This window comes from Stenotrophomonas sp. C-A, assembly GCF_054030835.1.
The window spans coordinates 4680680-4702500 of record NZ_CM132916.1 but is presented as its reverse complement, the minus strand read 5'-3'; the positions used below and the strand labels follow the sequence as shown (position 1 = coordinate 4702500).

The window sequence follows — 21821 nt, the reverse complement described above, 5'->3', positions numbered from 1 at the left end:
TTGAGAAGTCTGCTGGAGGTATCGGAAGTGCGAATGCTGACATGAGTAACGATAATGCGGGTGAAAAACCCGCACGCCGAAAGCCCAAGGTTTCCTTGCGCAACGTTAATCGGCGCAGGGTGAGTCGGCCCCTAAGGCGAGGACGAAAGTCGTAGTCGATGGGAAGCAGGTTAATATTCCTGCACCTCGCGTAAGTGCGATGGAGGGACGGAGAAGGTTAGGTGTACCAGGCGTTGGTTGTCCTGGGGAAAGGCGGTAGGTTTGGATCTTTGGCAAATCCGGGATCCTTTAAGACCGAGCACCGAGACGAGCCTTTATGGCGAAGTCACTGATACCACGCTTCCAGGAAAAGCTCCTAAGCTTCAGCTTACGCAGACCGTACCGTAAACCGACACAGGTGGGTAGGATGAGAATTCTCAGGCGCTTGAGAGAACTCGGGTGAAGGAACTAGGCAACATGGCACCGTAACTTCGGGAGAAGGTGCACCCTTTTTGGTGGCTCGTGCGAGCTATAGCTGAAGAGGGTCGCAGTAACCAGGCCGCTGCGACTGTTTATCAAAAACACAGCACTCTGCAAACACGAAAGTGGACGTATAGGGTGTGACGCCTGCCCGGTGCTGGAAGGTTAATTGATGGGGTCAGCCGCAAGGCGAAGCTCTTGATCGAAGCCCCAGTAAACGGCGGCCGTAACTATAACGGTCCTAAGGTAGCGAAATTCCTTGTCGGGTAAGTTCCGACCTGCACGAATGGCGTAACGACAGCGGCGCTGTCTCCACCCGAGACTCAGTGAAATTGAAATCGCTGTGAAGATGCAGCGTTCCCGTGGCAAGACGGAAAGACCCCGTGAACCTTTACTATAGCTTTACACTGAACGTTGAGTTCGTCTGTGTAGGATAGGTGGGAGGCTATGAAACTGTGGCGCTAGCTGCAGTGGAGCCATCCTTGAAATACCACCCTGTCGTGCTTGACGTTCTAACCTGGGCCCATTATCTGGGTCGGGGACCGTGTATGGTGGGTAGTTTGACTGGGGCGGTCTCCTCCTAAAGAGTAACGGAGGAGCTCGAAGGTACGCTCAGCGCGGTCGGACATCGCGCACTGTGTGCAAAGGCATAAGCGTGCTTGACTGCAAGATCGACGGATCAAGCAGGTAGGAAACTAGGACTTAGTGATCCGGTGGTTCTGTATGGAAGGGCCATCGCTCAACGGATAAAAGGTACTCCGGGGATAACAGGCTGATACCGCCCAAGAGTTCATATCGACGGCGGTGTTTGGCACCTCGATGTCGGCTCATCACATCCTGGGGCTGTAGTCGGTCCCAAGGGTATGGCTGTTCGCCATTTAAAGTGGTACGCGAGCTGGGTTCAGAACGTCGTGAGACAGTTCGGTCCCTATCTGCCATGGGCGTTGGAGATTTGAGAGGGGCTGCTCCTAGTACGAGAGGACCGGAGTGGACGAACCTCTGGTGTTCCGGTTGTCACGCCAGTGGCATTGCCGGGTAGCTATGTTCGGAAGCGATAACCGCTGAAAGCATCTAAGCGGGAAGCGCGCCTCAAGATGAGATCTCCCGGGGCACAAGCCCCCTGAAGGAACCATGTAGACTACGTGGTTGATAGGTCAGGTGTGTAAGTACAGCAATGTATTGAGCTAACTGATACTAATGATCCGAGAGGCTTGACCATATAACCTCAAGTTGCCTTGGCTTTACGACAGCGTCGTAAGAGCATCCAAGTGCACGCTACGTCACAAGAACTATGCGAGGCTGGCGCCTTGTCCCCCGGGACGAGTGCGACTCTCCAAAAGCCTCCCTGGTGAAATTAGCGCTGTGGAACCACCCGATCCCATCCCGAACTCGGAAGTGAAACGCAGCTGCGCCGATGGTAGTGTGGCTCAAGCCATGCGAGAGTAGGTCATCGCCAGGGTTTACACCCAAAACCCCGCTGCTCACGCAGCGGGGTTTTTCTTTGGGCGCAGGAAACGCCGGTAGTACCGTCCGCTGGCCGGCAAACGCGTTGATGGAACCGCCGCGAGCGGCGGCGCCAACCAAGGTTGGCGACTACCGATGGCAGAGGGATCAGCGGTAGATCCACGCCATGCGTGGATGCTCTCCGCGAGGAACCAAGGCGCCAACCAAGGTTGGCAACTACCCACAGCAGGCCCGCGCCGCAATCGTTTGCCGAATAGGTCCACGCCGCGCGTGGATGCTCTCCGCGAGAAACCACGGCGCCAACCGGGGCGGGCCGCTACCGGCGTGACCCATCACGCACAACACGCAAAAAAACGGCGCCCCGCGGGCGCCGTCTTCATCGGGATCACCTGAAAAACGGGATCAGGCGACCAGAGCCTCCTCATGTGCTTCCTGCTGGCGGAACACCGAGACCGCCTCAGTCAGCGTCCCCGCCTGCGACTGCAGCTCACGTGCGGCAGCGGTGGCTTCTTCGACCAGCGCCGCGTTCTGCTGCGTGGCCTGATCCATCTGCACCACGGTCTGGTTGATCTGCTCGATACCGATCGACTGCTCCTGCGACGCTGCAGAAATCTCGCGCATCAGGTGGCTGACATCCTCCACGCCGCCAACAATGCCCTGCATGCGCTGGCCGGCGTCGGCCACCAGTTGGGCACCTTCGCCCACCTGCCGGCCCGCTTCGTCGATCAGCTTCTTGATCTCCTGTGCGGCCGCCGCCGAACGCTGTGCCAGCACGCGCACCTCGCTGGCCACCACGGCAAAGCCTCGGCCCTGCTCGCCGGCGCGTGCTGCCTCCACCGCTGCGTTCAACGCCAGGATATTGGTCTGGAAGGCAATGCCGTCGATGACGCCGGTGATGTCGCCGATCCGCTTCGAGGCACCTTCGATGGCTTGCATGGTATCGACCACCCGCTGCATGGCCGTGTTGCCGTCACTGGCAGCGCTCTGCGTGGAGGCGGCCAACGCACTGGCCTCACGCGCATGGGCGGCGTTCTGGCGCACGGTGGCGGTGAGTTCCTCCATCGATGCTGCAGTCTCCTGCAGGTGCGCGGCCTGGCGCTCACTGCGCTCGGACAATGCGCCGTTGCCGGCGGCAATCTCGCTGGCGGCGGTACTGATCGACGCCGCACATTCCTGGATGCGACCGACCATGCGTGCCAACTGCCCGGCCGTGGCATTGGCATCGCGCTGGATCGCAGCGAAAGCGCCGTGATACTCGCCGTGCATGCGCCGATCCAGATCACCGTTGGCCAATGCCGAAAGCATCTGCCGCACTTCGTTGACGGTGCTGCCGAGTGTATCGAGCAGCTGGTTGATGCCACCGGTCAGGCCATCGAGGAAGCTGGCACCTTCAGTGGCCTGCAGGCGCTGGTCGAGGTCACCGGCCGCTGCCGCTGCAACGATGCCGGCCACGGCGTTCTCCAGCGCGAGCTCATGGGTGCGGTCATGCCACTCCACGGCGAAGCCCAGGCGCATGCCCTGCGCGTCGAACACCGGGGTGACCACCTGGGCGAAGTGCACCGGTCCGATCTGCACCTTGCCGTTGTGCGTGACCTGCAGGCCGTTGAGGATGGCGCGGATACGGTCCGGGTTGGCATGGAAACGATGGATGCTGCTGCCGACCAGGCGTTCGGCGTCGAAATCGGGGAAGGCCTGTCGCAGCGTCGCCTGCTGGTTGCGCAGCAGGGCTACCACCGAGCGGTTCACGTAGCGGATCACATGGTCGTTGTCGGCGATCATCATCGCGGTGCGCGAGGCATCCAGCGCCTGGCGGATCTGCGCGTTCTCGGCATGCGACGCGGCCTCGCGTCCACGCTGGGCCTGCACGTGGCGCGCAGTGTCGGCCAGGGCGTGGGCCAGTGAACCCGGCGCATAGGCGCCGGTATCGGCATGCGCGCCAAGATCGGCACCGGTGGCGATATCGCGTGCCAGCGCAGCAAGCCGACGCGGGCCGTGACCAAGGGCCTCGGTCTGCTGCCGAAGGCGCAGTGCGACCTGGCCGAGGAACAGGGTCAGGGCCGCGAACATGCCGGCCTGCAGCAACGTTGGCCATAGCGCGGCATCACCCTGCAACGGTGCCAGCAGGGCGAGCGTACCGACGCCACCGGCCAGCCACACCGGAAGGCGATCGCGGTGCCCCAGCAGCACGCCCAGCAACAGCGCAATCGGCAATGCCGGTGACAGGCTGACGATCGCGCACACCACGGCCAGCTGCAGCGACAACAGCAACGCCAGGCCATTGCGGGCTACGGCCCGGCCCGCCTGCAGTCCGCCCAACCAGGCGGCTGGCAGCACGGCGACGGACGCCAACGCGGCGGCCTGCAGCTGCGGGCCACGCAGGGCCAGCACCAGGCCAGCCAGGGCCAGTACCGCGCTGCCGATCAGCAGGTGGCGGTCAGCGCGGCGGGCGAGCTGCTGCAGATGCGGCAGGCGGCCGGTATCGGGGGGACGGGAGGATGCAACGGACATCGGCGACTCCTGGATCAGCAAACGACAACGGCCACGCCGCGGCGCACGCAGGAGTGCGTGACCAGGGCGCGAGCCGGGAATTCGGGGAATGCGACGCGATCAGCGACGCGGAGACGGGACACCGTGACCACATCCTGTGGGTGGCGGTGCAATGGAGCGGGCATGCGGACTTCCTTGCAGAACCAGACACACGCCGCAGGCCCGACCGGACCTGCGTGCTGCGGACGCAGGGGCCCGCAACTGATGTATCGGCCGCAGACGCGCAGAGTGAAGCGCGTCGGTGCCTGCGCTCAGCCGCCGTTGTCGTTGTTGAAGAAGTGCAGGATCACATCTGCGATCTGTTCCGGATCTTCCATGTGCAGGTGATGGTTGCCGGGAAACACCGCCAGACGGCCATCGCGCAGGTGCTGCAGGCGATCGCTGCGCATTGGCTCGGGATAGTACGACTGTGCCGGCGTGGCATAGATCACCTGCGTCGGGCAGGCAATGGCCTGCAGCAGGTTGTCGATCTGGCCTTCGCTGAGGCGGATCGCAGTGGGCAGCATCAGGCGCGGGTCGCTGCACCAGCGGTAGCCGCCTTCGACCGGCTCCACGCCGCGCTCGACCAGCAGCCGTGCACAGCGTTCGCTGAGCTGGTTGGTCATCATCCGCGCGCGGATCGGCGCGGCGAGGTCGGGGAACACGCGCAACTGCTTGCGTGCCAGCCCACGCGTGGCATTTACGTGCTCGCGCAGGCGGTTGGCGGTTTCTTCTTCCGGGCCGCGCAGGCCGCCGAGTGCTTCGATCGCCACCAGCCGTTCGACCCGATCACTGACCGAGGCGGTGAGGCTGGCGATGCCGGCGCCCATCGAATGGCCGAGCAGGTTGAAGCGGTCCCAGCCCAGTGCATCAGCGACATCGAGCACGTGGCAGATCGCGGCGGCTGTGGTGTAGCTGGCACCGGCCGGCAGATGCGCGCTGTGGCCGTGACCGGGCAGGTCGATGGCCACCAGCTGCAGCGAGGACAGGTGCGACGCCAGCGGCACGAAGCTGGCCGCGTTGTCGAGCCAGCCATGCAGGGCGAGCACGCGCGGGCCGTCGCCGTGGTTGCGCAGGCCGGCGACGCGCGCGCCACCGACCTCCAGTTCAAACGGTTGCAGACTCATGCCAGCGAGGCCACGGCCAGCCGCGCCAGGGCGCGAGCGTGTTCCGGATCGGCGTTGAGGCACGGGATGTAGCGCATCGTCGCGCCGCGCTCGGCCAGCGTCTCGGTGAAGCCAAGCGCCACTTCCTCCAGCGTTTCCAGGCAATCGGTGGCAAAGCCCGGGCAGACCACGTCGATCTGCTTCACGCCGGATTCGGCCAGCGCCCACAGGCTGGGTTCGGCATAGGGCTGCAGCCAGCGCTCGCGGCCAAACCGCGACTGGTAACCCATCTGCCACTCGTCCCTGCCCAGTTCCAGTGCCTTGGCGATGGCCTGTGCACTGGCCTCGCAGCGCTGCGGATACGGATCGCCTGCATCGGCCAGGCGCTGCGGAATGCCATGGAAGGAGAACATCAGCTTCTGGCCGCGACCGTGCTGTTCCCAGTAGCGGCGGATCGAGCCGGCCACGGCCTCGACCCAGCCCGGATCGACCGAGTAGTCGCGCACCAGGCTGACGGTTACGCCCGGGTTGCGGCGCTGCCACGCATCGACGCGGTCTTCGACCGAGGCGGTGGTGGTGGTGGAGTACTGCGGGTACAACGGCAGCACTACGATGCGACGCGCGCCTTCGGCGGCGAGGCGGTCGAGCTCGCTGGCCAGGGCGGGTTCGCCATAGCGCATCGCATGGCGAACCTTCAGGGTCGGCAGCAGGGCCTGCATGGCCTGCGCCAGCTGGCGCGTATGCACCATCAGTGGTGAGCCGTCGGGCAGCCAGACCTGCGCGTACTTGGCCGCCGAACGGCTACTGCGCAGCGGCAGGATCAATCCACGCAGCAGCGGCTGCCACAGCAGCGCCGGGATCGAGACCACGCGGGGGTCGGAAAGGAATTCAGCCAGGTAACGGCGAACGGCGGGGGCCGTCGGCGTCTCGGGCGTGCCTAGGTTGACCGCCAGCACGGCGGTATCGGGTGCGTCGAGCATGAGCGGTATTGTCGCCGATCCGGTGCCGTGCCGGGATGCAGGGTTCGGATTGCAGGCATAGCGCGCGTCAATGTGAGCAGGGAACGCTCATTGGAGATTCATGACAACACTACTAATTTCAGTCACTTGCTATATCTTCCTATGGACTGACTTCTGGAGCCTGCCATGCGTCGCCCGATCCAAGCCCTGCTGATCGCCGCCAGCCTGCTGTCCAGCCAGGCCATGGCCGGACCGCAGGAAGACCAGCGTGCGCGCAATGCCGTGCGCGTGCTGGCTGAAATCCAGGAAATCCCTGAACAGGGCATTCCGGACAAATTGCTCGACGAAGGCCGCGCGGTCATCGTCATTCCCGACACGATCAAGGCCGGTCTGGTCATTGGCGGTCGTCGTGGCCACGGCCTGATGTCGGTGCGCATGCCCAATGGTGCCTGGTCCAATCCGGTGTTCGTGAAGCTCACTGGCGGCAGCATCGGCTTCCAGGCCGGTGTGCAGTCCTCCGATGTGGTGCTGGTGTTCCGCAACGACCGCAGCCTGGACAACCTGGTCAACGGCAAGTTCACGCTGGGCGCCGATGCCGGTGTCGCCGCCGGCCCGGTCGGCCGCAATGCCGCCGCTGCCACCGATGGCCAGCTGAAGGCCGAGATCTGGTCCTGGTCGCGCGCCCGCGGCCTGTTCGCCGGTGTCGCCCTGGATGGTGCGGTGCTGCAGATCGATGATGCCGCCAACCTGGATGCATACGGCAGCAACACCACGCCGCGCATGATCTTCGAAGGCCGCGCCGCCGGTTCGCCGTCGATGGATGTGGTCGCTTTCCGCGATCGCCTGGAAGAGGCCACCTACGCTGCGCGCAACAACCGCAGCGGCAACGGCGGCAGCGCCCCGCGTCCGGCAGCGGCCCCGGCGGTTGCTCCGGCGCCTGTTCAGGCAGCGCCGGCCGCCCCAGCCGAAGCCACCACCGCGCCGCTGCAGAACGTGCCGCAGAACCCGCCGCCGCAGCAGCAGGGCTTCCAGCCGGTCAACGACGGCGAAATCCGCACGGAAACGCTGGGCGGAAACTGACTTTCGTCACGCGCGCCGGCTAACACCCGGTGCGCTATGCTCGACAGCCTGATCACTAACGTAACGAGCGTCTTTATGGGCAGTTTCAGCATCTGGCATTGGTTGGTCGTGCTGGCCATCGTCCTGCTGGTGTTCGGCACCAAGCGCCTGACCAGCGGCGCCAAGGATCTCGGTTCGGCGGTCAAGGAATTCAAGAAGGGCATGCGCGACGAGGACAAGCCGAACGCGCAGCTGGGCGATGAGTCGCGCAGCCAGGACGCCTCGCGCACTGCGCAGGACGAGCACGACCGTAACGCTCGCTGATCCGGAGCGGTTGCGGTGTTCGATATCGGCTTCAGCGAACTGCTGGTGATTGCAGTGGTCGCCCTGGTGGTGCTCGGTCCCGAGCGCCTGCCCAAGGCGGCCCGCTTCGCCGGCCTGTGGGTGCGTCGCGCCCGCAATCAGTGGGATTCGGTGAAACAGGAACTGGAACGCGAGCTGCAGGCCGAGGACATCAAGCGGCAGATGCAGGACGTGCGCCAGGGCATGCAGGACACCGAGAACCAGCTGCGCGCCAGCGGTGAAGCGATCCGTCGCGAAGCGCAGGAGGCCCAGCAGCAGGGCGATACGCTGGCGCAGGAGGTTCGCGCACCGGCGCCTGCGGATCTGCCGCCGCATATGAGCGCTGCGCCCGATGCCGATGCGCCGGCACAGGAGAGCGGTGCTCCCGAGCCGACGCCGGCGACACGCCCTGAAGCCGGTGCGCCGCCGCCGCAGAGCAGCCCGGAGCGCCAGCCATGAGTGAACACGATTTCGGCGAAAGCTCGCTGGTCGAGCATCTGGTGGAACTGCGCGGCCGCCTGGTGCGCGCATTGCTGGGCCTGGGCGTGGTGCTGCTGGCGCTGCTGCCGTTTACCCAGAAGCTGTACAACGCACTGGCCGAACCGCTGGTCTCGCAGCTGCCCAACGGGCAGACGATGATTGCCACCAACCCGGCCGGTGCCTTCTTCGCACCGTTGAAGCTGACCTTCTTCGTGGCCCTGTTCGTGGCGGTGCCTTGGCTGCTGTACCAGCTGTGGGCGTTCGTTGCCCCGGGCCTGTATGCGCGTGAGAAGCGCCTGGCGGTGCCGCTGCTGGTGTCGTCGGTGCTGCTGTTCTACGCCGGCTGTGCCTTCGCCTACTTCCTGGTGCTGCCGGCGGTATTCCACTTCCTCACCACCTTCAGCCCGGACGTGATCGCGATCACCCCGGATGCGAACGCCTACCTGGACTTCGTGCTGGCGATCTTCTTCGCTTTCGGCGGCAGCTTCGAACTGCCGGTGGCGATGGTGATCCTGGTGCTGCTGGGCTGGGTGACGCCGCAGCAGTTCAAGGAAGGCCGCGGTTACGCGATCGTCGGCATCTTCGTGGTGGCGGCGGTGCTGACCCCGCCGGACGTGGTGTCGCAGCTGATGCTGGCGATCCCGATGTGCCTGCTGTACGAACTGGGCATCCACGCCGCACGCTGGCTGGTGCCGTCGTCGGCAGTGAAGAAACCCGCTGCCTGAAAAAAGGGGACGGAGGGGATTAAGTCGTTTGTGCCACTGTGCGGCTAACGACTTAATCCCCTCCGTCCCCTTTTTAGTCAGGCGTGGAACACGTCGCTCGAGGTCGGGGTGGTCGGAATCGGCGGGGCGGCGCGGCTGCCGCGGTGCACGAACATCTGCTTCCACGCGGCGTAGACCGCGCCGACATACAGCGGCATCAGCACCGTGGTCAGCACCAGCTGGGCGATGAAGGCCGCGGCCAGCGGGCCACCGATCAGCATCGCGATCTGGATCACGATCACGAACAGGATGTACATGCAGAACGCGGCGATCAGGCCGAGTGCGGCGAACACGAACATCGCGCCGATGTTCTCGATGCAGCCCTGCAGACTCAGGCGCAGCGCATGCATGCCGCTCTGCTTGTCGAACACCACCAGCGCCGGCTGGGTGAACATCGCCAGCGACAGCGCCACCGCGCTCAGGAACACCAGCAGCATCCACAGCGCGATGCGCTTGGCCGGCAGGTTGGCGACCAGCGCCGCTGCTTCGTCCGGCTTGATCTGCTGGCCACTGCGGCTGATCTCTTCCATCTTGGTCATGACCTCGCTGAAGGCGGTGAAGCCCTCGCGGCCGATCATCATGAACAGCAGCGCGCCCAGCAGCAGTACCGCCAGCACCTGGATCGCCAGCGGCACCAGCAGGTGGCTGACGCGGTGGTCGCGGATCGGCTGCAGCAGGTGCGAGGCCAGGCCCGGGCGGCCTTCGTCGATCTCGCCCACGGCATACAGCATGCCGCCGAACATGATCGGCGAGATGGCCAGGGTCATCAGCTGTACGGCCATGCCGGCGGCGCCGGGAATCAGCGTCGACAGCAAGGTCACCACCCAGCTCACCAGCAGCCAGGTCAGGCCGATCCGGGCCAGCTGCAGCGGCGCGCGCCGGTACAGCGAGAACGTATCCAGCAACCACTGGGCGCCCGCCGAAGCCGGCAGCTTGCGAATCTCTTTCATGGACATCCGGGAAGGACAGGAGGGGGCCGGGCGGCTGCCCGTGCCGCCGATTATCCCTGTTTTGCCGCCGGCTGGGCTGAAGACAGCCGCGCCTGGCGGACGAAGCGGCGCAACAGCTGGCGCGCCAGCGGCGCGGCGCTGACCGCACGCTCGATGCTGCGGGCGCAGCCGCCGTGGCGACCGATGCAGTCGGCGCGGGCGCGCACGTAGCCGCGCATGTGGTGGGTGGCGAATTCCGGATGGAACTGCACGCCCCAGGCCTGGCGGCCCCAGCGGAAGGCATGGCAGCCGTCCAGCGGTGAAACTGCCAGCACTTCGGCGCCGTCGGGCGCGCGCAGCACGGTCTGCAGGTGGGTGGCATGAGCGGCGAAATGCTGCGGCAGGCCCTGGAACAGCGGGTCCTGCGCCGCCTGCGGCTGCAGTTCCAGCTCGATCGTGCCCGATTCCCGCCCGGCCGGGTTGTAGGCCACCTCGCCACCCAGCGCATGCGCCAGCAGCTGGTGGCCGTAGCAGATGCCGAACACCGGCAGGTCGTCGTGGGCGGTCTGGCGCAGCCATGCGGCGCTGCGCTCACTCCATTCGGCGTGGTCGGTGACGAAGGCGGCCGAGCCGGTCACCAGCACGCCGGCGAACGCATGTGGGTCGGGCAGGGCGCCACCGTGTTCGACATCGACCACCACCGTTTCGTGTTCTTCCAGCCCGGCGGCGACCCGGATCCAGTGCGGAAAGCGCCCGTAGCGGCGCAGCGACGGTACCGGGCGGCCGGTTTCAAGGATCAGGAACGGGGCTGGGTTCATCCGGGGGCGGCAGGACTGACAGGACTTCCTCGATTGTAGTCAGCCCCTGCGCCACCTTTTCAAGCCCGGCCTGGCGCAGGGTTCGCAGCCCTTCAGCGCGTGCGGCACGGCTGAAACCGGCCAGATCCATGTCGGCACGGATCTGCCCGCGCAGCCGCGAGCCCAATGGCAGCAACTCATACAGCCCGATGCGGCCAAGGAATCCGGTGCGCCGGCACTCCAGGCAACCGACCGGCCGACAGGGCGTGGCGGCATCTGGATATGCAGCATGGCTATCAGCCAGCACCGCCCAATCGGCGGCGCCGAGGCTGTGCGGCTGCTTGCAGTGCGGGCACAGCGTGCGCACCAGGCGCTGGGCGAGGATGCCGTTGAGGGTGCTGGCCAGCAGGTAGTGCGGCACGCCCAGGTCGAGCAGGCGGGTGACCGCCGAGGGCGCGTCGTTGGTATGCAGGGTGGACAGCACCAGATGGCCGGTCAGCGAGGCCTGCACCGCCATCTGCGCCGTTTCCAGGTCGCGGATCTCGCCGATCATGATGATGTCCGGGTCCTGCCGCAGCAGGGTGCGCACGCCGCTGGCGAAGTCCAGATCGATGTTGGTTTGCACCTGCATCTGGTTGAATTCGGGCGCGATCATCTCGATCGGGTCCTCTACTGTGCAGACGTTCACGTCCGGCGTCGCCAGCCGCTTCAGCGTGGAATACAGGGTGGTGGTCTTGCCCGAGCCGGTCGGGCCGGTCACCAGCACGATGCCGTGCGGGCGCTCGACCAGCGCATTCCAGCCGGCGGCCTCCTGCGGGCTGAAACCGAGCTGGTCGATGCTCTTGAAGGCGGCATCGGGGTCGAAGATGCGCATCACGCATTTCTCGCCGAAGGCGGTGGGCATGGTCGACAGGCGCATCTCGACCTCGCGGCCGCCCGGCGAGCGGGTCTTGATGCGGCCGTCCTGCGGGCGCCGGCGCTCGGCCAGGTCCATGCGGCCGAGCACCTTGATGCGGCTGACCACGGCGGTCATCACTGCCGGCGGTACCTCGAACACCTTGTGCAGCACGCCGTCGATGCGGAAGCGCATGCGCCCCATCTCGCGGCGTGGCTCCAGGTGGATGTCCGAGGCGCGCTGTTCGTAGGCGTACTGCAGCAGCCAGTCGACGATGTGCACGATGTGCTGGTCGTCGGCATTGACGTCGCCGGTGCGGCCCAGCTCCACCAGCTGCTCGAAGCTGGGCAGGGTGGTGTTGGCCTCGCCGCGCACGTCGCCACGGGCGCCGCGCACCGAGCGGGTCACCCCGTAGAACTCCATGGTGTAGCGGTGCAGGTCCAGCGGGTTGACCACCGCCAGTTCGATGCGGCGGCGGGTCAGGTGCTGCAGGTCGCGGCGCCATTCCTGCACCAGTGGCTCGCTGGTGGCCACCAGCACGCGCTCGGCATCCACCGCCAGCGGCAGGAAACGGTGGCGGCGCGCGTAGGCGTGGGAGACCAGCGCGGTCACCGCAGCGACGTCGACCCGGGTCGGGTCGATGCGCAGGTAGCGGCTGCCGGTACGCCGGGCCAGCCACTCGGTGAGGCGCTCCAGGGTCAGTTCGCCGCCGCCGGTGGCGGCCAGCTTGAGGTTGGACAGCAGCACCAGCGGATGCACTTCACTGGCGTTGCGTGCGCCCTGCGCGGAAAACCGCATGCGCTCGCGGTCCTGCTCGGCCACCAGGTCATCGGCGACCAGGGCCGCGGCAATCTGCTCGAAATGCAGCCGTCCCCAGGGCAGCGGGACGCCGCCCGCCTCGCCGGGCGTGCCTGCCGGCAGCCGATGTTCCATCTGCCTGCTCCTCCCGGGTACGGAATGCCCCGCAGGTCGGCCGTTATACTAGCGCACCCCCTTGCCGGCCAAGACTCGTACGCATGTCCGCGACCCCGACCGTTCCGATCACCTTCCAGGGCCTGATCCAGACCCTGAACCAGTTCTGGGCCCAGCAGGGCTGCGTGCTCATCCAGCCGCTCGACCTGGAGGTGGGCGCCGGTACCTTCCACCCGGCCACCTTCCTGCGTGCGATCGGGCCGGAAAGCTGGAACGCGGCCTACGTGCAGCCGTCGCGCCGCCCGACCGACGGCCGCTACGGCGAGAACCCGAACCGCCTGCAGCGCTACTACCAGTACCAGGTGGCGATGAAGCCGGCGCCGGACAACATCCAGCAGCTGTACCTGGATTCGCTGAAGGCGCTGGGCATCGATCCGCTGGTGCACGACCTGCGCTTTGTCGAGGACAACTGGGAATCGCCGACCCTGGGCGCCTGGGGCCTGGGCTGGGAAGTCTGGCTCAATGGCATGGAAGTGACCCAGTTCACCTACTTCCAGCAGGCCGGTGGCCTGGAATGCCGCCCGGTGCTGGGCGAGATCACCTACGGTCTCGAGCGCCTGTGCATGTACCTGCAGAACTGCGACAACGTCTACGACCTGGTCTGGACCTACGGCCCGGACGGCCAGCCGGTGACCTACGGTGACGTCTACCACCAGAACGAGGTGGAACAGAGCACCTACAACTTCGAATACGCCGACGTGGAAGAACTGTTCCGCCGTTTCGACGCCTGCGAGCGTGAAGCGCAGAAGCTGGTGGAAGTGAACCTGCCGCTGCCGGCCTACGAACAGGTCATGAAGGCCAGCCACACCTTCAACCTGCTGGATGCGCGCCGCGCGATCAGCGTGACCGAGCGCCAGCGCTACATCCTGCGCGTGCGCGCGCTGGCCCAGGCGGTGGCCAAGGCGTACTACGAGCAGCGCGAGAAGCTGGGCTTCCCGGGCGCGAAGAAGGCCTGACGGCCGCTCCCTCCCTCTCTCAACTTCCGGGGCGCCGGACGCGTCGCGCGCTGCGCCCCCACCACAGGATCGAACCGATGAGCCAATTGTCCCCCCTGCTGATCGAACTGGGCACCGAGGAGTTGCCGGTCAAGGCGCTGCCGGGCCTGGCCCAGGCGTTCTTCGACGGTGTTGTCGAAGGCCTGCGCAAGCGCGGCGTCGCGCTGGAACTGGGCGATGCCCGCCCGCTGTCGACGCCGCGCCGACTGGCCGTGCTGCTGCCGGGCGTCGGCCTGGAACAGCCGGAGCAGCACAGCGAAGTGCTGGGCCCATACCTGAACATCGCGCTGGACGCCGAAGGCCAGCCGACCAAGGCCCTGCAGGGCTTCGCCGCCAAGGCCGGGATCGACTGGACCGCGCTGGAGAAGACCACCGACAACAAGGGTGAGCGCTTCGTGCACCGCGCTGTGACCCCGGGCGCGAGCACTGCCAGCCTGCTGCCGGAGATTCTGCGCGAGGCAATCGCGGCAATGCCGATTCCCAAGCCGATGCGCTGGGGCGACCACGCCTGGGGCTTCGCGCGCCCGGCGCACTGGCTGGTACTGCTGCACGGCGCCAACGTGGTCGAGGCCGAACTGTTCGGCCTGCAGGCCGGCCGCGTCAGCCGTGGCCACCGCTTCCACCACGACCAGACCGTGTCGCTGGCGCAGCCGCAGGACTACGTTGAAGCCCTGCGCGCTGCGTTCGTGCTGGTCGATCCGAGCGAGCGCCGTGCGCGCATCGTCGCCGAGGGCGAGGCCGCTGCGGCCAAGGCCGGTGGCAGCGCCCGCATCACCGACGACAACCTGGAGCAGGTGGTGAACCTGGTCGAGTGGCCGTCGGCGGTGCTGTGCAGCTTCGAGCGCGCGTTCCTGGCGGTGCCGCAGGAAGCGCTGATCGAGACGATGGAGATCAACCAGAAGTTCTTCCCGGTGCTGGATGACAGCGGCACGCTGACCGAGAAGTTCATCGGCATCGCCAACATCGAATCGAAGGACGTGGCCGAAGTGGCCAAGGGCTACGAGCGCGTGATCCGTCCGCGTTTCGCCGATGCCAAGTTCTTCTTCGACGAGGACCTGAAGCAGGGCCTGGTATCGATGGGCGACGGCCTGAAGACGGTGACCTACCAGGCCAAGCTGGGCAGCGTGGCCGACAAGGTGGCGCGCGTGGCCGCTCTGGCCGAAGTGATCGCGCCGCAGGTCGGTGCCGACGCCGCGCAGGCCAAGCGCGCCGCGCAGCTGGCCAAGAACGACCTGCAGTCGCGCATGGTCAACGAATTCCCGGAACTGCAGGGCATCGCCGGCCGCCACTACGCCGTGGCCGGCGGTGAATCGGCCGAGGTGGCGCTGGCCATCGACGAGGCCTACCAGCCGCGCTTCGGCGGTGACGACATCGCGCTGTCGCCGCTGGGCAAGGTGCTGGCGATTGCTGAACGCGTGGACACCCTGGCCGGTGGTTTCGCCGCAGGCCTGAAGCCGACCGGTAACAAGGACCCGTTCGCCCTGCGCCGCAACGCGCTGGGCCTGGCCCGCACGATCATCGAAAGCGGCTTCGAGCTGGACCTCAAGGCCCTGCTTGCAGAAGCTCTCGAATCCGTCCATCGTCAGGGCGAGGCGCGCGCTGTTGAAAGCACGGTCCAGAAGATGAAGCGGCTGGATGCATCGGGAATCGATACGAAATCTGCCAAAGTTGAGTTTCTGAACGTTGATGTAGAAGGCGTTGGACGGGAGCTGTACGACTTCATCCTCGACCGCCTGAAGGGCTACTACACTGATAAGGGCGTGCCGGCCACGCACTTCAACGCCGTGGCCGAGCTGAAGCCCGCCTCGCTGTATGACTTTGACCGCCGCCTGGATGCGATCGGCACCTTCGCCGCGTTGCCGGAAGCCGAGGCGCTGGCTGCGGCCAACAAGCGCATCCGCAACATCCTGCGCAAGGCCGAGGGCGACATCCCGGCCCAGATCGACCCGGCGCTGCTGCAGGAAGACGCCGAGCGCGCACTGGCTGAAGCGGTCACTGCGGCCATTGATGACACCGGCGCCAGCCTGCACCAGAAGGATTACGTGGCCGTGCTGGCGCGCTTGGCGCGCCTGCGCCCGCAGGTCGATGCCTTCTTCGATGGCGTGATGGTCAATGCCGAGGATCCGGCGCTGCGTGGCAACCGCCTGGCGCTGCTGACGATGCTGGGCGAGCGCCTGGGCAAGGTGGCAGCGATCGAGCATCTGTCGAGCTGAGATGCGGTGCCAAGCAAGCTTGGCACCCACCGGTAGTGCCGGTGGATGTCCATCGGGGTCATTGCCGGCATCGCGCACGATGCCGGCATCCTCGGCTGCGATCACGACGATCGCCACAAAGGCGCGTATTTTGACCGCCACTTAACAACCGATCCCCAATGACGTGATGCATTTCGCATCGTCACCTTCGGTCGGTATGCTGTGCCGCATGCAGCCAAAGAAATACGCCCTGCCGCTGATGGTCCTGTCGCTGGCCGCCACCTCTGTGGTCCACGCGCGCGGCACCATCGACAAGGTGGACATCAAGGGATTGGACAAGGGCGACGACGCCGCAATCATCGAGAACATCCAGGAATCGCTGTCGCTGTACGACACGATCGGCAAGGAACAGGGCGAATCGCGCCTGGAGTACCTGCTGTCGCAGGCCGAGCGGCAGACCCGCCAGGCACTGGAACCGTTCGGGTACTACAACCCGGTGATCAAGGTCGAGGCGCCGCGCGAGGACGAGCACGTGCGCGTGCTGATCCGTGTCGACAAGGGCACCCCGGTGACCGTCCGCCGCGAGCACATCGACATCACCGGACCGGCGATGTACGACCAGTACCTGCAGGACGACCTGGCCGCGTTCAAGCCGCGCAAGGGCCAGCGTTTCGAGCACACGCAGTACGAAGCCAGCAAGATCACCATCACCCGTCGCCTGGCCGAGCGTGGTTATTTCGATGCCGACTACACCCAGCGCCAGGTGCAGATCACCCGTGCCGACAACGCCGCCGACATCGACCTGACCTGGGACAGCGGCCGGCGCTACAACATGGGCCCGGTGCGTTTCGAGCAGGACTACTTCGTCGACAAGCTGTTCGACCCGCTGGTGTACTGGGAACAGGGCAGCTACTTCCACGAGGGCAAGCTGGACCGGCTGCGCGAGTCGCTGACCAAGCTGGATTATTTCAGCGTGATCGACATCCAGCCGCGGCCCGACCAGGCCGATGCGAACGGCGAAGTGCCGGTGGATGTGAAGCTGACCCGTGCCAAGCGCACCATCTATACCGCGGGTCTGAGCTACGGCAGCGAGAGTGGTCCGGGTGTGCGCGGCGGCATCGAGCGGCGGTTCCTGAACAACCGCGGCCACAAGATGAACACGCAGCTGGACTATGCGCAGAAGCGCAAGAGCCTGGTCACCAGCTACCGCATTCCGGCCTTCAACTGGCTTGATGGCTGGTACACCTTCGCTGCCAGTGCTTATGACGAGCAGACCGACTACATCGACCTGCGCAACTTCAAGCTGATTGCCAGCCGCAGCGGCGAGATCAACGAACACTGGACCGCGATCGCCTCGATCAACGCGCTGCGCGAGCGCTGGCGCTATGCCTCCGGCACCGAATTCACCGACGCGGTCTACAACACCTCGACGTTGGTCTACCCGCAGCTGGTCGCTGACTACGTCAACGTCGATGACGAACTGTTCCCGCGCAAGGGCATCAGCGGTACCGCGACCATGCGTGCCGGCGTTGAAGGTGCCGGCTCGGACACCAGCTTCGTGCAGGCCAACGCCGTGCTGCGCTGGTACATCCCGGTGGGCGAAAGCAACCGCCTGATCCTGCGCGGCGAGGGTGGCACCACCTGGACCAGCGATCTGGTGGCGATGCCGCCGAGCCTGCGCTACTTCGCCGGTGGTGACCGCAGCATCCGCGGCTATGCCTACCGCGAGGTGGGCCCGCGGACCCCTGCACCGGACAAATACGCGCTGGGTGCCAAGAACCTGGTGATCGGCTCGGCCGAGTACGAGCACTACTTCAATGGTGGCCCCTGGGGTGCGGCGGTGTTCGTCGATACCGGCAGCGCCTTCGACAACACCATTGATCTGCACACCGGCGTCGGCTTCGGCGTGCGCTGGAAATCGCCGGTGGGCCCGGTGCGCGTGGATATCGCGCATGGCTTGAACAACCCCGATTCGCAGTTCCAGCTGTACCTCAACATCGGAGCGGACCTGTGAGTACGCCCGCACCCACTCCGAACCCGACCACGCCGCCGCGCGTGCGCTTCTACCGCCGCCGCCGCTTCTGGGCCTGGTCGGGTGTGGGCGTGCTGGGCCTGGTGCTGCTGGCCCTGCTGGCGGTCTACTGGCTGCTGCAGACCGTGGCCGGCCGCGATGTGCTGCTGGCACAGGTGGTGGCGCGCCTGCCGGTGGGCGCCAGCTTCACCTGGGACAAGGTGGACGGCCCGGTGGCCGGCCCGCTGACCCTGTACAACGTCGACTTCCGCTATGACGACATCCATTTCCACGCCGAGCGTGCGCACCTGGAGCCGGACCTGCGCCCGCTGCTGGGCCGCAAGCTGCTGCTGGACAAGCTGGAGCTGACCAACGCGACGCTGAACCTGGCCAAGAGTGACGAGCCGTTCAAGCTGCCGTCGTGGCCGGATTCGCTGCCGCAGATCGAGATGCCGTTGGCGATCCAGGCCGATGCCATCGCCATCGATGGCTTCCGCATCAGCCAGGCCAACGAGCCGGTGATCGACATCAGCCGCGTGCGTGGCGGCATCGAGATCGCCAATGGCGAGTTCCAGGCGCACAAACTGGTGGTGGACAGCGACATGGGCAATTTCACTGCCCAGGGCCGTTACATTCCGGCCAAGGACTACGACACCGACGTGACCGTCACTGCCGTGCTGCCGGCGCCGCGTGGCCGCACGGCCGCCACCGTCGGCCTGGTCGCCCGTGGCGACCTGTCGCACATGGAAGTGGCCGTAGCCGGGCGCGCGCCGAAGCCGCTGCACGCGATGCTGGTGTTCGATGGCCGCACCGATCCGAGCTGGAGCGCCAGCATCCGCAGCGACGAGCTGGATCTGGCGCTGCTGTCGCCGGCACTGGCCAGTTCGGCGATCGCACCACTGGCACTGGACTTCACCGCTGCCGGCAAGGGCGGCAACGCCAACCTGCGTGGCAAGGTGAAGCAGGGCGATCAGGAACTGGAACTGGCACCGTCGGTGGTGTCGCTGAAGGATCAGGTGCTGAAGGTTTCACCGCTGCTGGTGAAGGGGCTTGGCGGTGAGGCGCGACTGGAAGGTACCGCCGATTTCAGCCAGGAAGACCAGCAGAAGCTCAACTTCTCGGTGGTCGCCCATGATCTGACCTACGTACCGGCGCCCGATCCGAACACCGCCGGCAGCGCACCAGTGCCGGTCACCCTGAAGGAAGCACGCTTCGGCCTGGCCGGTACCCTGAAGGCCTGGGCGGCGATCGGCCGCGCCGAGGTCGAGCGTGACGCGCAGAAGGCACAGTTGCACTTCGATGTGCGCGGCAACGATCAGGCCGCGTCGATCCATCAACTGCAGGCGCAGACCCCGGGTGGCCAGCTGCAGGTGGAAGGCCAGGTGGCGTGGGCACCGCAGCTGGACTGGGATGCCAAGGCCACGCTGAAGGATTTCGACCCCGGCTATTTCGTGCCGGGCTGGAATGGCCGCCTGTCCGGCAACCTGGCCTCCAAGGGCCGCCAGCTGCCGCCGCCGGCAAACGCACCGCCGGGTACCGCCGGCACGCTGGAAGCCACGGTCGATCTGCCGTCGTTGAAGGGCGTGCTGCGCCAGCGCAACCTCGACGCACAGGGCAAGTTCGCGCTGCAGGGCGCGCAGGGCCAGGGTGACCTGAAGCTGTCGCTGGGCAGCAGCCGGGTGACCGCGTCGGGCAAGGTCGGTGATCGCCTCGACATCGATGCACGCTTCGAGCCACTGCAGCTGAGCGATCTGCTGCCGGGCGCCGACGGCGGCCTGCGTGGCCAGGTACAGGTGAAGGGCCCGCGCGATGCGCCGGACATCACCGCCGATCTGGTCGGCAACAACCTCAACTGGGACGGCTACGGTGCCGAGAGCGTGAGCATCAAGGGCCATCTGCCTTGGCGCGGCGACAGCGGCACGCTGGCGATCCAGGGCCAGCAGGTCAACGTCGGCATGCTGCTGGAACGCTTGAACGTGGATGCGCAGGGCAGTGTCTCCAACCTGCGCCTGGCGGCGCAGACCCGCAACGAGATGGGCGCGATCGAGCTGCAGGGCAGCGTCCGCCAGCAGGGCGCGCAGTGGCGTGGCGAGCTGGCCGCGCTGCGCATCGCACCGGTGAAGGGCGATGCCTGGTCGCTGCGTGCACCGGCGGCGTTCGCGATCAACGGCAGCACCTACACCTTGGGCGAGGCCTGCCTGGGCGCGACCAGCAGCGGCACACTGTGCGCACAGGCCAACTGGCCGCGCGAGGGCCTGGTGGTGCGCAGTGACGCGCTGCCGCTGGCGCTGGTGCAGCCGTGGTTGCCACCGCAGTCCGGCCGTCGCATCTACCTGCGTGGCGATGTCAGCCTGGACGCGCAGATCCGCCCGCGCGGCACGGCCTGGGAAGGCCACGTCGAAGTACGCTCGAAGGAAGGCGGCGTGCGCCTGGGCGAGAACCGCAACACCGTGGGCGATACCACCCGTGGCGAGCTGGTGCGCTATGACCAGTTCTCGCTGAAGCTGGACATGACCCCGGCCAGCATCAAGGGCTACCTGGGCATGGGCTTCCAGGGCAACGGCTTCGTCGATGCGAAGATGCAGACCGGATGGGAAGCCAGCGCGCCGTTGAACGGCGAGCTCTATCTCAACATGTCGCGGCTGTATTGGCTGGAGCTCTTCTCGCCGGACATCGTGCGTCCCACCGGCCTGATCGAAGGCCACGTGAGCCTGCGTGGCACGCGCGGCCAGCCCTCGCTGGGCGGTGACGCGCAGCTGACCAACTTCAAGGGCGAATTCCCGGCGCTGGGCCTGACCTTCGACCAGGGCAAGGGCAGCTTCGTCGCCCAGCCCGATGGCTCGGCCAAGATCACCGCGCAGGCCAACTCGGGCAAGGGCACGCTTTACGTCGATGGTGGCCTGTCCTGGTTCGGCGATGCGCAGCCGCTGCAGCTGAAGATCCACGGCGAGAACGTGCTGGTGTCCAACACCAGCGAACTGCGCATCGTCGCCAACCCCGATCTGGACTTCACCCTGGCCAAGGCGGCGATGGAGCTGCGTGGCACCGTGCACGTGCCCGAGGCCGACATCGATCTCGAACGCCTGGACCGTGGCACCTCGGTGTCCGAGGACGTGGTGGTGCTGGACCCGGCCGATCCGGAGGAGTCGCGCACCTCGCCGCTGGACATGGACCTGACCGTCAGCCTTGGCGACAAGGTGAAGATGACCGGCTTCGGCCTGAAGGGTGCGCTGACCGGCAAGATGCAGGTCTGGGCCAAGCCTGGCCGCGAAATGACCGCCAATGGCGGGCTGGAAGTCAGTGGCCGCTACAAGGCGTATGGGCAGGACCTGACCATCACCCGTGGCAACCTCACCTGGAACTACAACGCGGTGTCGGACCCGCGCATCAACATCCGTGCCGAGCGCCGGATCGGTGATGTCACCGCCGGCATCGACGTGACCGGGCGTGCGCAGCAGCCGCGTGCGGATGTGTGGTCCGAGCCGGCGATGTCGCAGTCCGAAGCGCTGGCCTACCTGGTGCTCGGCCGCAGCCTGACCGGTGCCAGCAGCGACCAGACCCAGCAGGTCAACGCGGCTTCGGCGGCACTGTCGGCCGGCAGCGGTCTGCTGGCCTCGCAGCTGGGCGCCAAGCTGGGCCTGGACGATGCCGGCGTGAGCCAGTCGCGCGCGCTGGGTGGCTCGGTGATCGGCGTCGGCAAGTACATCTCGCCCAAGCTGTACGTCGGCTACGGCGTGTCGCTGGTCGGTGCCGGTTCGGTGATCACGCTGAAGTACCTGCTGCGTCGCGGGTTCGACGTGGAAGTGGAATCGAGCACGGTGGAAAACCGTGGGTCGATCAACTGGCGGCGGGAGAAATGACCGGGTCGGGG

At 66.3% G+C, this 21821-nt stretch carries 14 protein-coding genes and 2 rRNA genes (1 of these 16 cut by a window edge); 10 read left to right on the top strand and 6 right to left on the bottom strand.

The genetic code is table 11. The features are described from left to right. Positions 1–1678, top strand: a 23S ribosomal RNA gene (locus ACW5IY_RS21770); it begins 1200 nt to the left of the window's first position. A gap of 125 nt (positions 1679–1803) precedes the next feature. Further along, positions 1804–1918 (top strand): 5S ribosomal RNA (gene rrf, locus ACW5IY_RS21765). Between the two features lie 407 nt (positions 1919–2325). On the opposite strand, the gene ACW5IY_RS21760 is transcribed toward rrf, so the two are convergent. The 3 genes from ACW5IY_RS21760 to hemH form a co-directional block, all read right to left on the bottom strand. Further along, positions 2326–4431: a methyl-accepting chemotaxis protein gene (locus ACW5IY_RS21760; protein ID WP_049436058.1), complete on the bottom strand. Its 2106-nt coding sequence runs from the start codon at positions 4429–4431 to the stop codon at positions 2326–2328. A gap of 290 nt (positions 4432–4721) precedes the next feature. Next, positions 4722–5576: an alpha/beta fold hydrolase gene (locus tag ACW5IY_RS21755; protein WP_049436057.1), complete on the bottom strand. Its 855-nt coding sequence runs from the start codon at positions 5574–5576 to the stop codon at positions 4722–4724. After that, a complete protein-coding gene (gene hemH / locus ACW5IY_RS21750) occupies positions 5573–6535 on the bottom strand; it encodes a ferrochelatase (protein ID WP_049436056.1) in 963 nt (320 codons plus the stop codon). The genes ACW5IY_RS21755 and hemH overlap by 4 nt, the downstream gene beginning before the upstream one ends. 165 nt (positions 6536–6700) lie before the next feature. On the opposite strand from hemH, the gene ACW5IY_RS21745 reads away from it, so the two are divergent. The 4 genes from ACW5IY_RS21745 to tatC all read left to right on the top strand — a co-directional run bounded on the left by ACW5IY_RS21745 (position 6701) and on the right by tatC (position 9120). After that, positions 6701–7594 (top strand): lipid-binding SYLF domain-containing protein, encoded by an 894-nt coding sequence (locus tag ACW5IY_RS21745; protein WP_010482416.1) that lies wholly within the window; start codon positions 6701–6703, stop codon positions 7592–7594. Between the two features lie 75 nt (positions 7595–7669). Then, positions 7670–7897 (top strand): Sec-independent protein translocase subunit TatA, encoded by a 228-nt coding sequence (gene tatA / locus ACW5IY_RS21740; RefSeq protein WP_005420453.1) that lies wholly within the window; start codon positions 7670–7672, stop codon positions 7895–7897. A gap of 15 nt (positions 7898–7912) precedes the next feature. After that, positions 7913–8374, top strand: a complete 462-nt coding sequence (tatB, locus tag ACW5IY_RS21735; protein ID WP_049436055.1) for a Sec-independent protein translocase protein TatB — start codon at positions 7913–7915, stop codon at positions 8372–8374. Then, positions 8371–9120, top strand: a complete 750-nt coding sequence (gene tatC, locus ACW5IY_RS21730) for a twin-arginine translocase subunit TatC (protein WP_049436054.1) — start codon at positions 8371–8373, stop codon at positions 9118–9120. Before tatB ends, tatC begins: the two co-directional genes overlap by 4 nt. Before the next feature lie 77 nt (positions 9121–9197). On the opposite strand, the gene ACW5IY_RS21725 is transcribed toward tatC, so the two are convergent. The 3 genes from ACW5IY_RS21725 to ACW5IY_RS21715 are packed head-to-tail and all read right to left on the bottom strand — an operon-like array spanning position 9198 to position 12713. Next, the gene (locus tag ACW5IY_RS21725; RefSeq protein ID WP_049436052.1) at positions 9198–10109 is read right to left on the bottom strand and encodes a BPSS1780 family membrane protein; all 912 of its coding nucleotides are present in this window, start codon (positions 10107–10109) and stop codon (positions 9198–9200) included. A 50-nt stretch (positions 10110–10159) separates the two neighbouring features. Continuing rightward, positions 10160–10906, bottom strand: coding sequence for a glutamine amidotransferase (locus tag ACW5IY_RS21720; RefSeq protein WP_049436050.1), 747 nt, complete (start codon positions 10904–10906; stop codon positions 10160–10162). Continuing rightward, positions 10878–12713: a GspE/PulE family protein gene (locus ACW5IY_RS21715; protein WP_049413208.1), complete on the bottom strand. Its 1836-nt coding sequence runs from the start codon at positions 12711–12713 to the stop codon at positions 10878–10880. Before ACW5IY_RS21715 ends, ACW5IY_RS21720 begins: the two co-directional genes overlap by 29 nt. Positions 12714–12796: 83 nt before the next feature. Here ACW5IY_RS21715 and glyQ point away from each other — a divergent pair, with 83 nt between their 5' ends. The 4 genes from glyQ (at position 12797) to ACW5IY_RS21695 (ending at position 21810) form a co-directional block, all read left to right on the top strand. Further along, positions 12797–13708: a glycine--tRNA ligase subunit alpha gene (gene glyQ, locus ACW5IY_RS21710; protein WP_049436048.1), complete on the top strand. Its 912-nt coding sequence runs from the start codon at positions 12797–12799 to the stop codon at positions 13706–13708. 77 nt (positions 13709–13785) lie between these two features. Then, positions 13786–15960, top strand: coding sequence for a glycine--tRNA ligase subunit beta (gene glyS, locus ACW5IY_RS21705; protein WP_049436046.1), 2175 nt, complete (start codon positions 13786–13788; stop codon positions 15958–15960). 196 nt (positions 15961–16156) lie between these two features. After that, the gene (locus tag ACW5IY_RS21700; RefSeq protein ID WP_100049911.1) at positions 16157–17953 is read left to right on the top strand and encodes an autotransporter assembly complex protein TamA; all 1797 of its coding nucleotides are present in this window, start codon (positions 16157–16159) and stop codon (positions 17951–17953) included. Beyond that, positions 17950–21810 carry a translocation/assembly module TamB domain-containing protein gene (locus ACW5IY_RS21695; protein WP_049436044.1) on the top strand — a complete coding sequence of 1287 codons (3861 nt, stop codon included), beginning with the start codon at positions 17950–17952 and terminating at the stop codon, positions 21808–21810. The genes ACW5IY_RS21700 and ACW5IY_RS21695 overlap by 4 nt, the downstream gene beginning before the upstream one ends. Positions 21811–21821 lie beyond the last annotated feature (11 nt).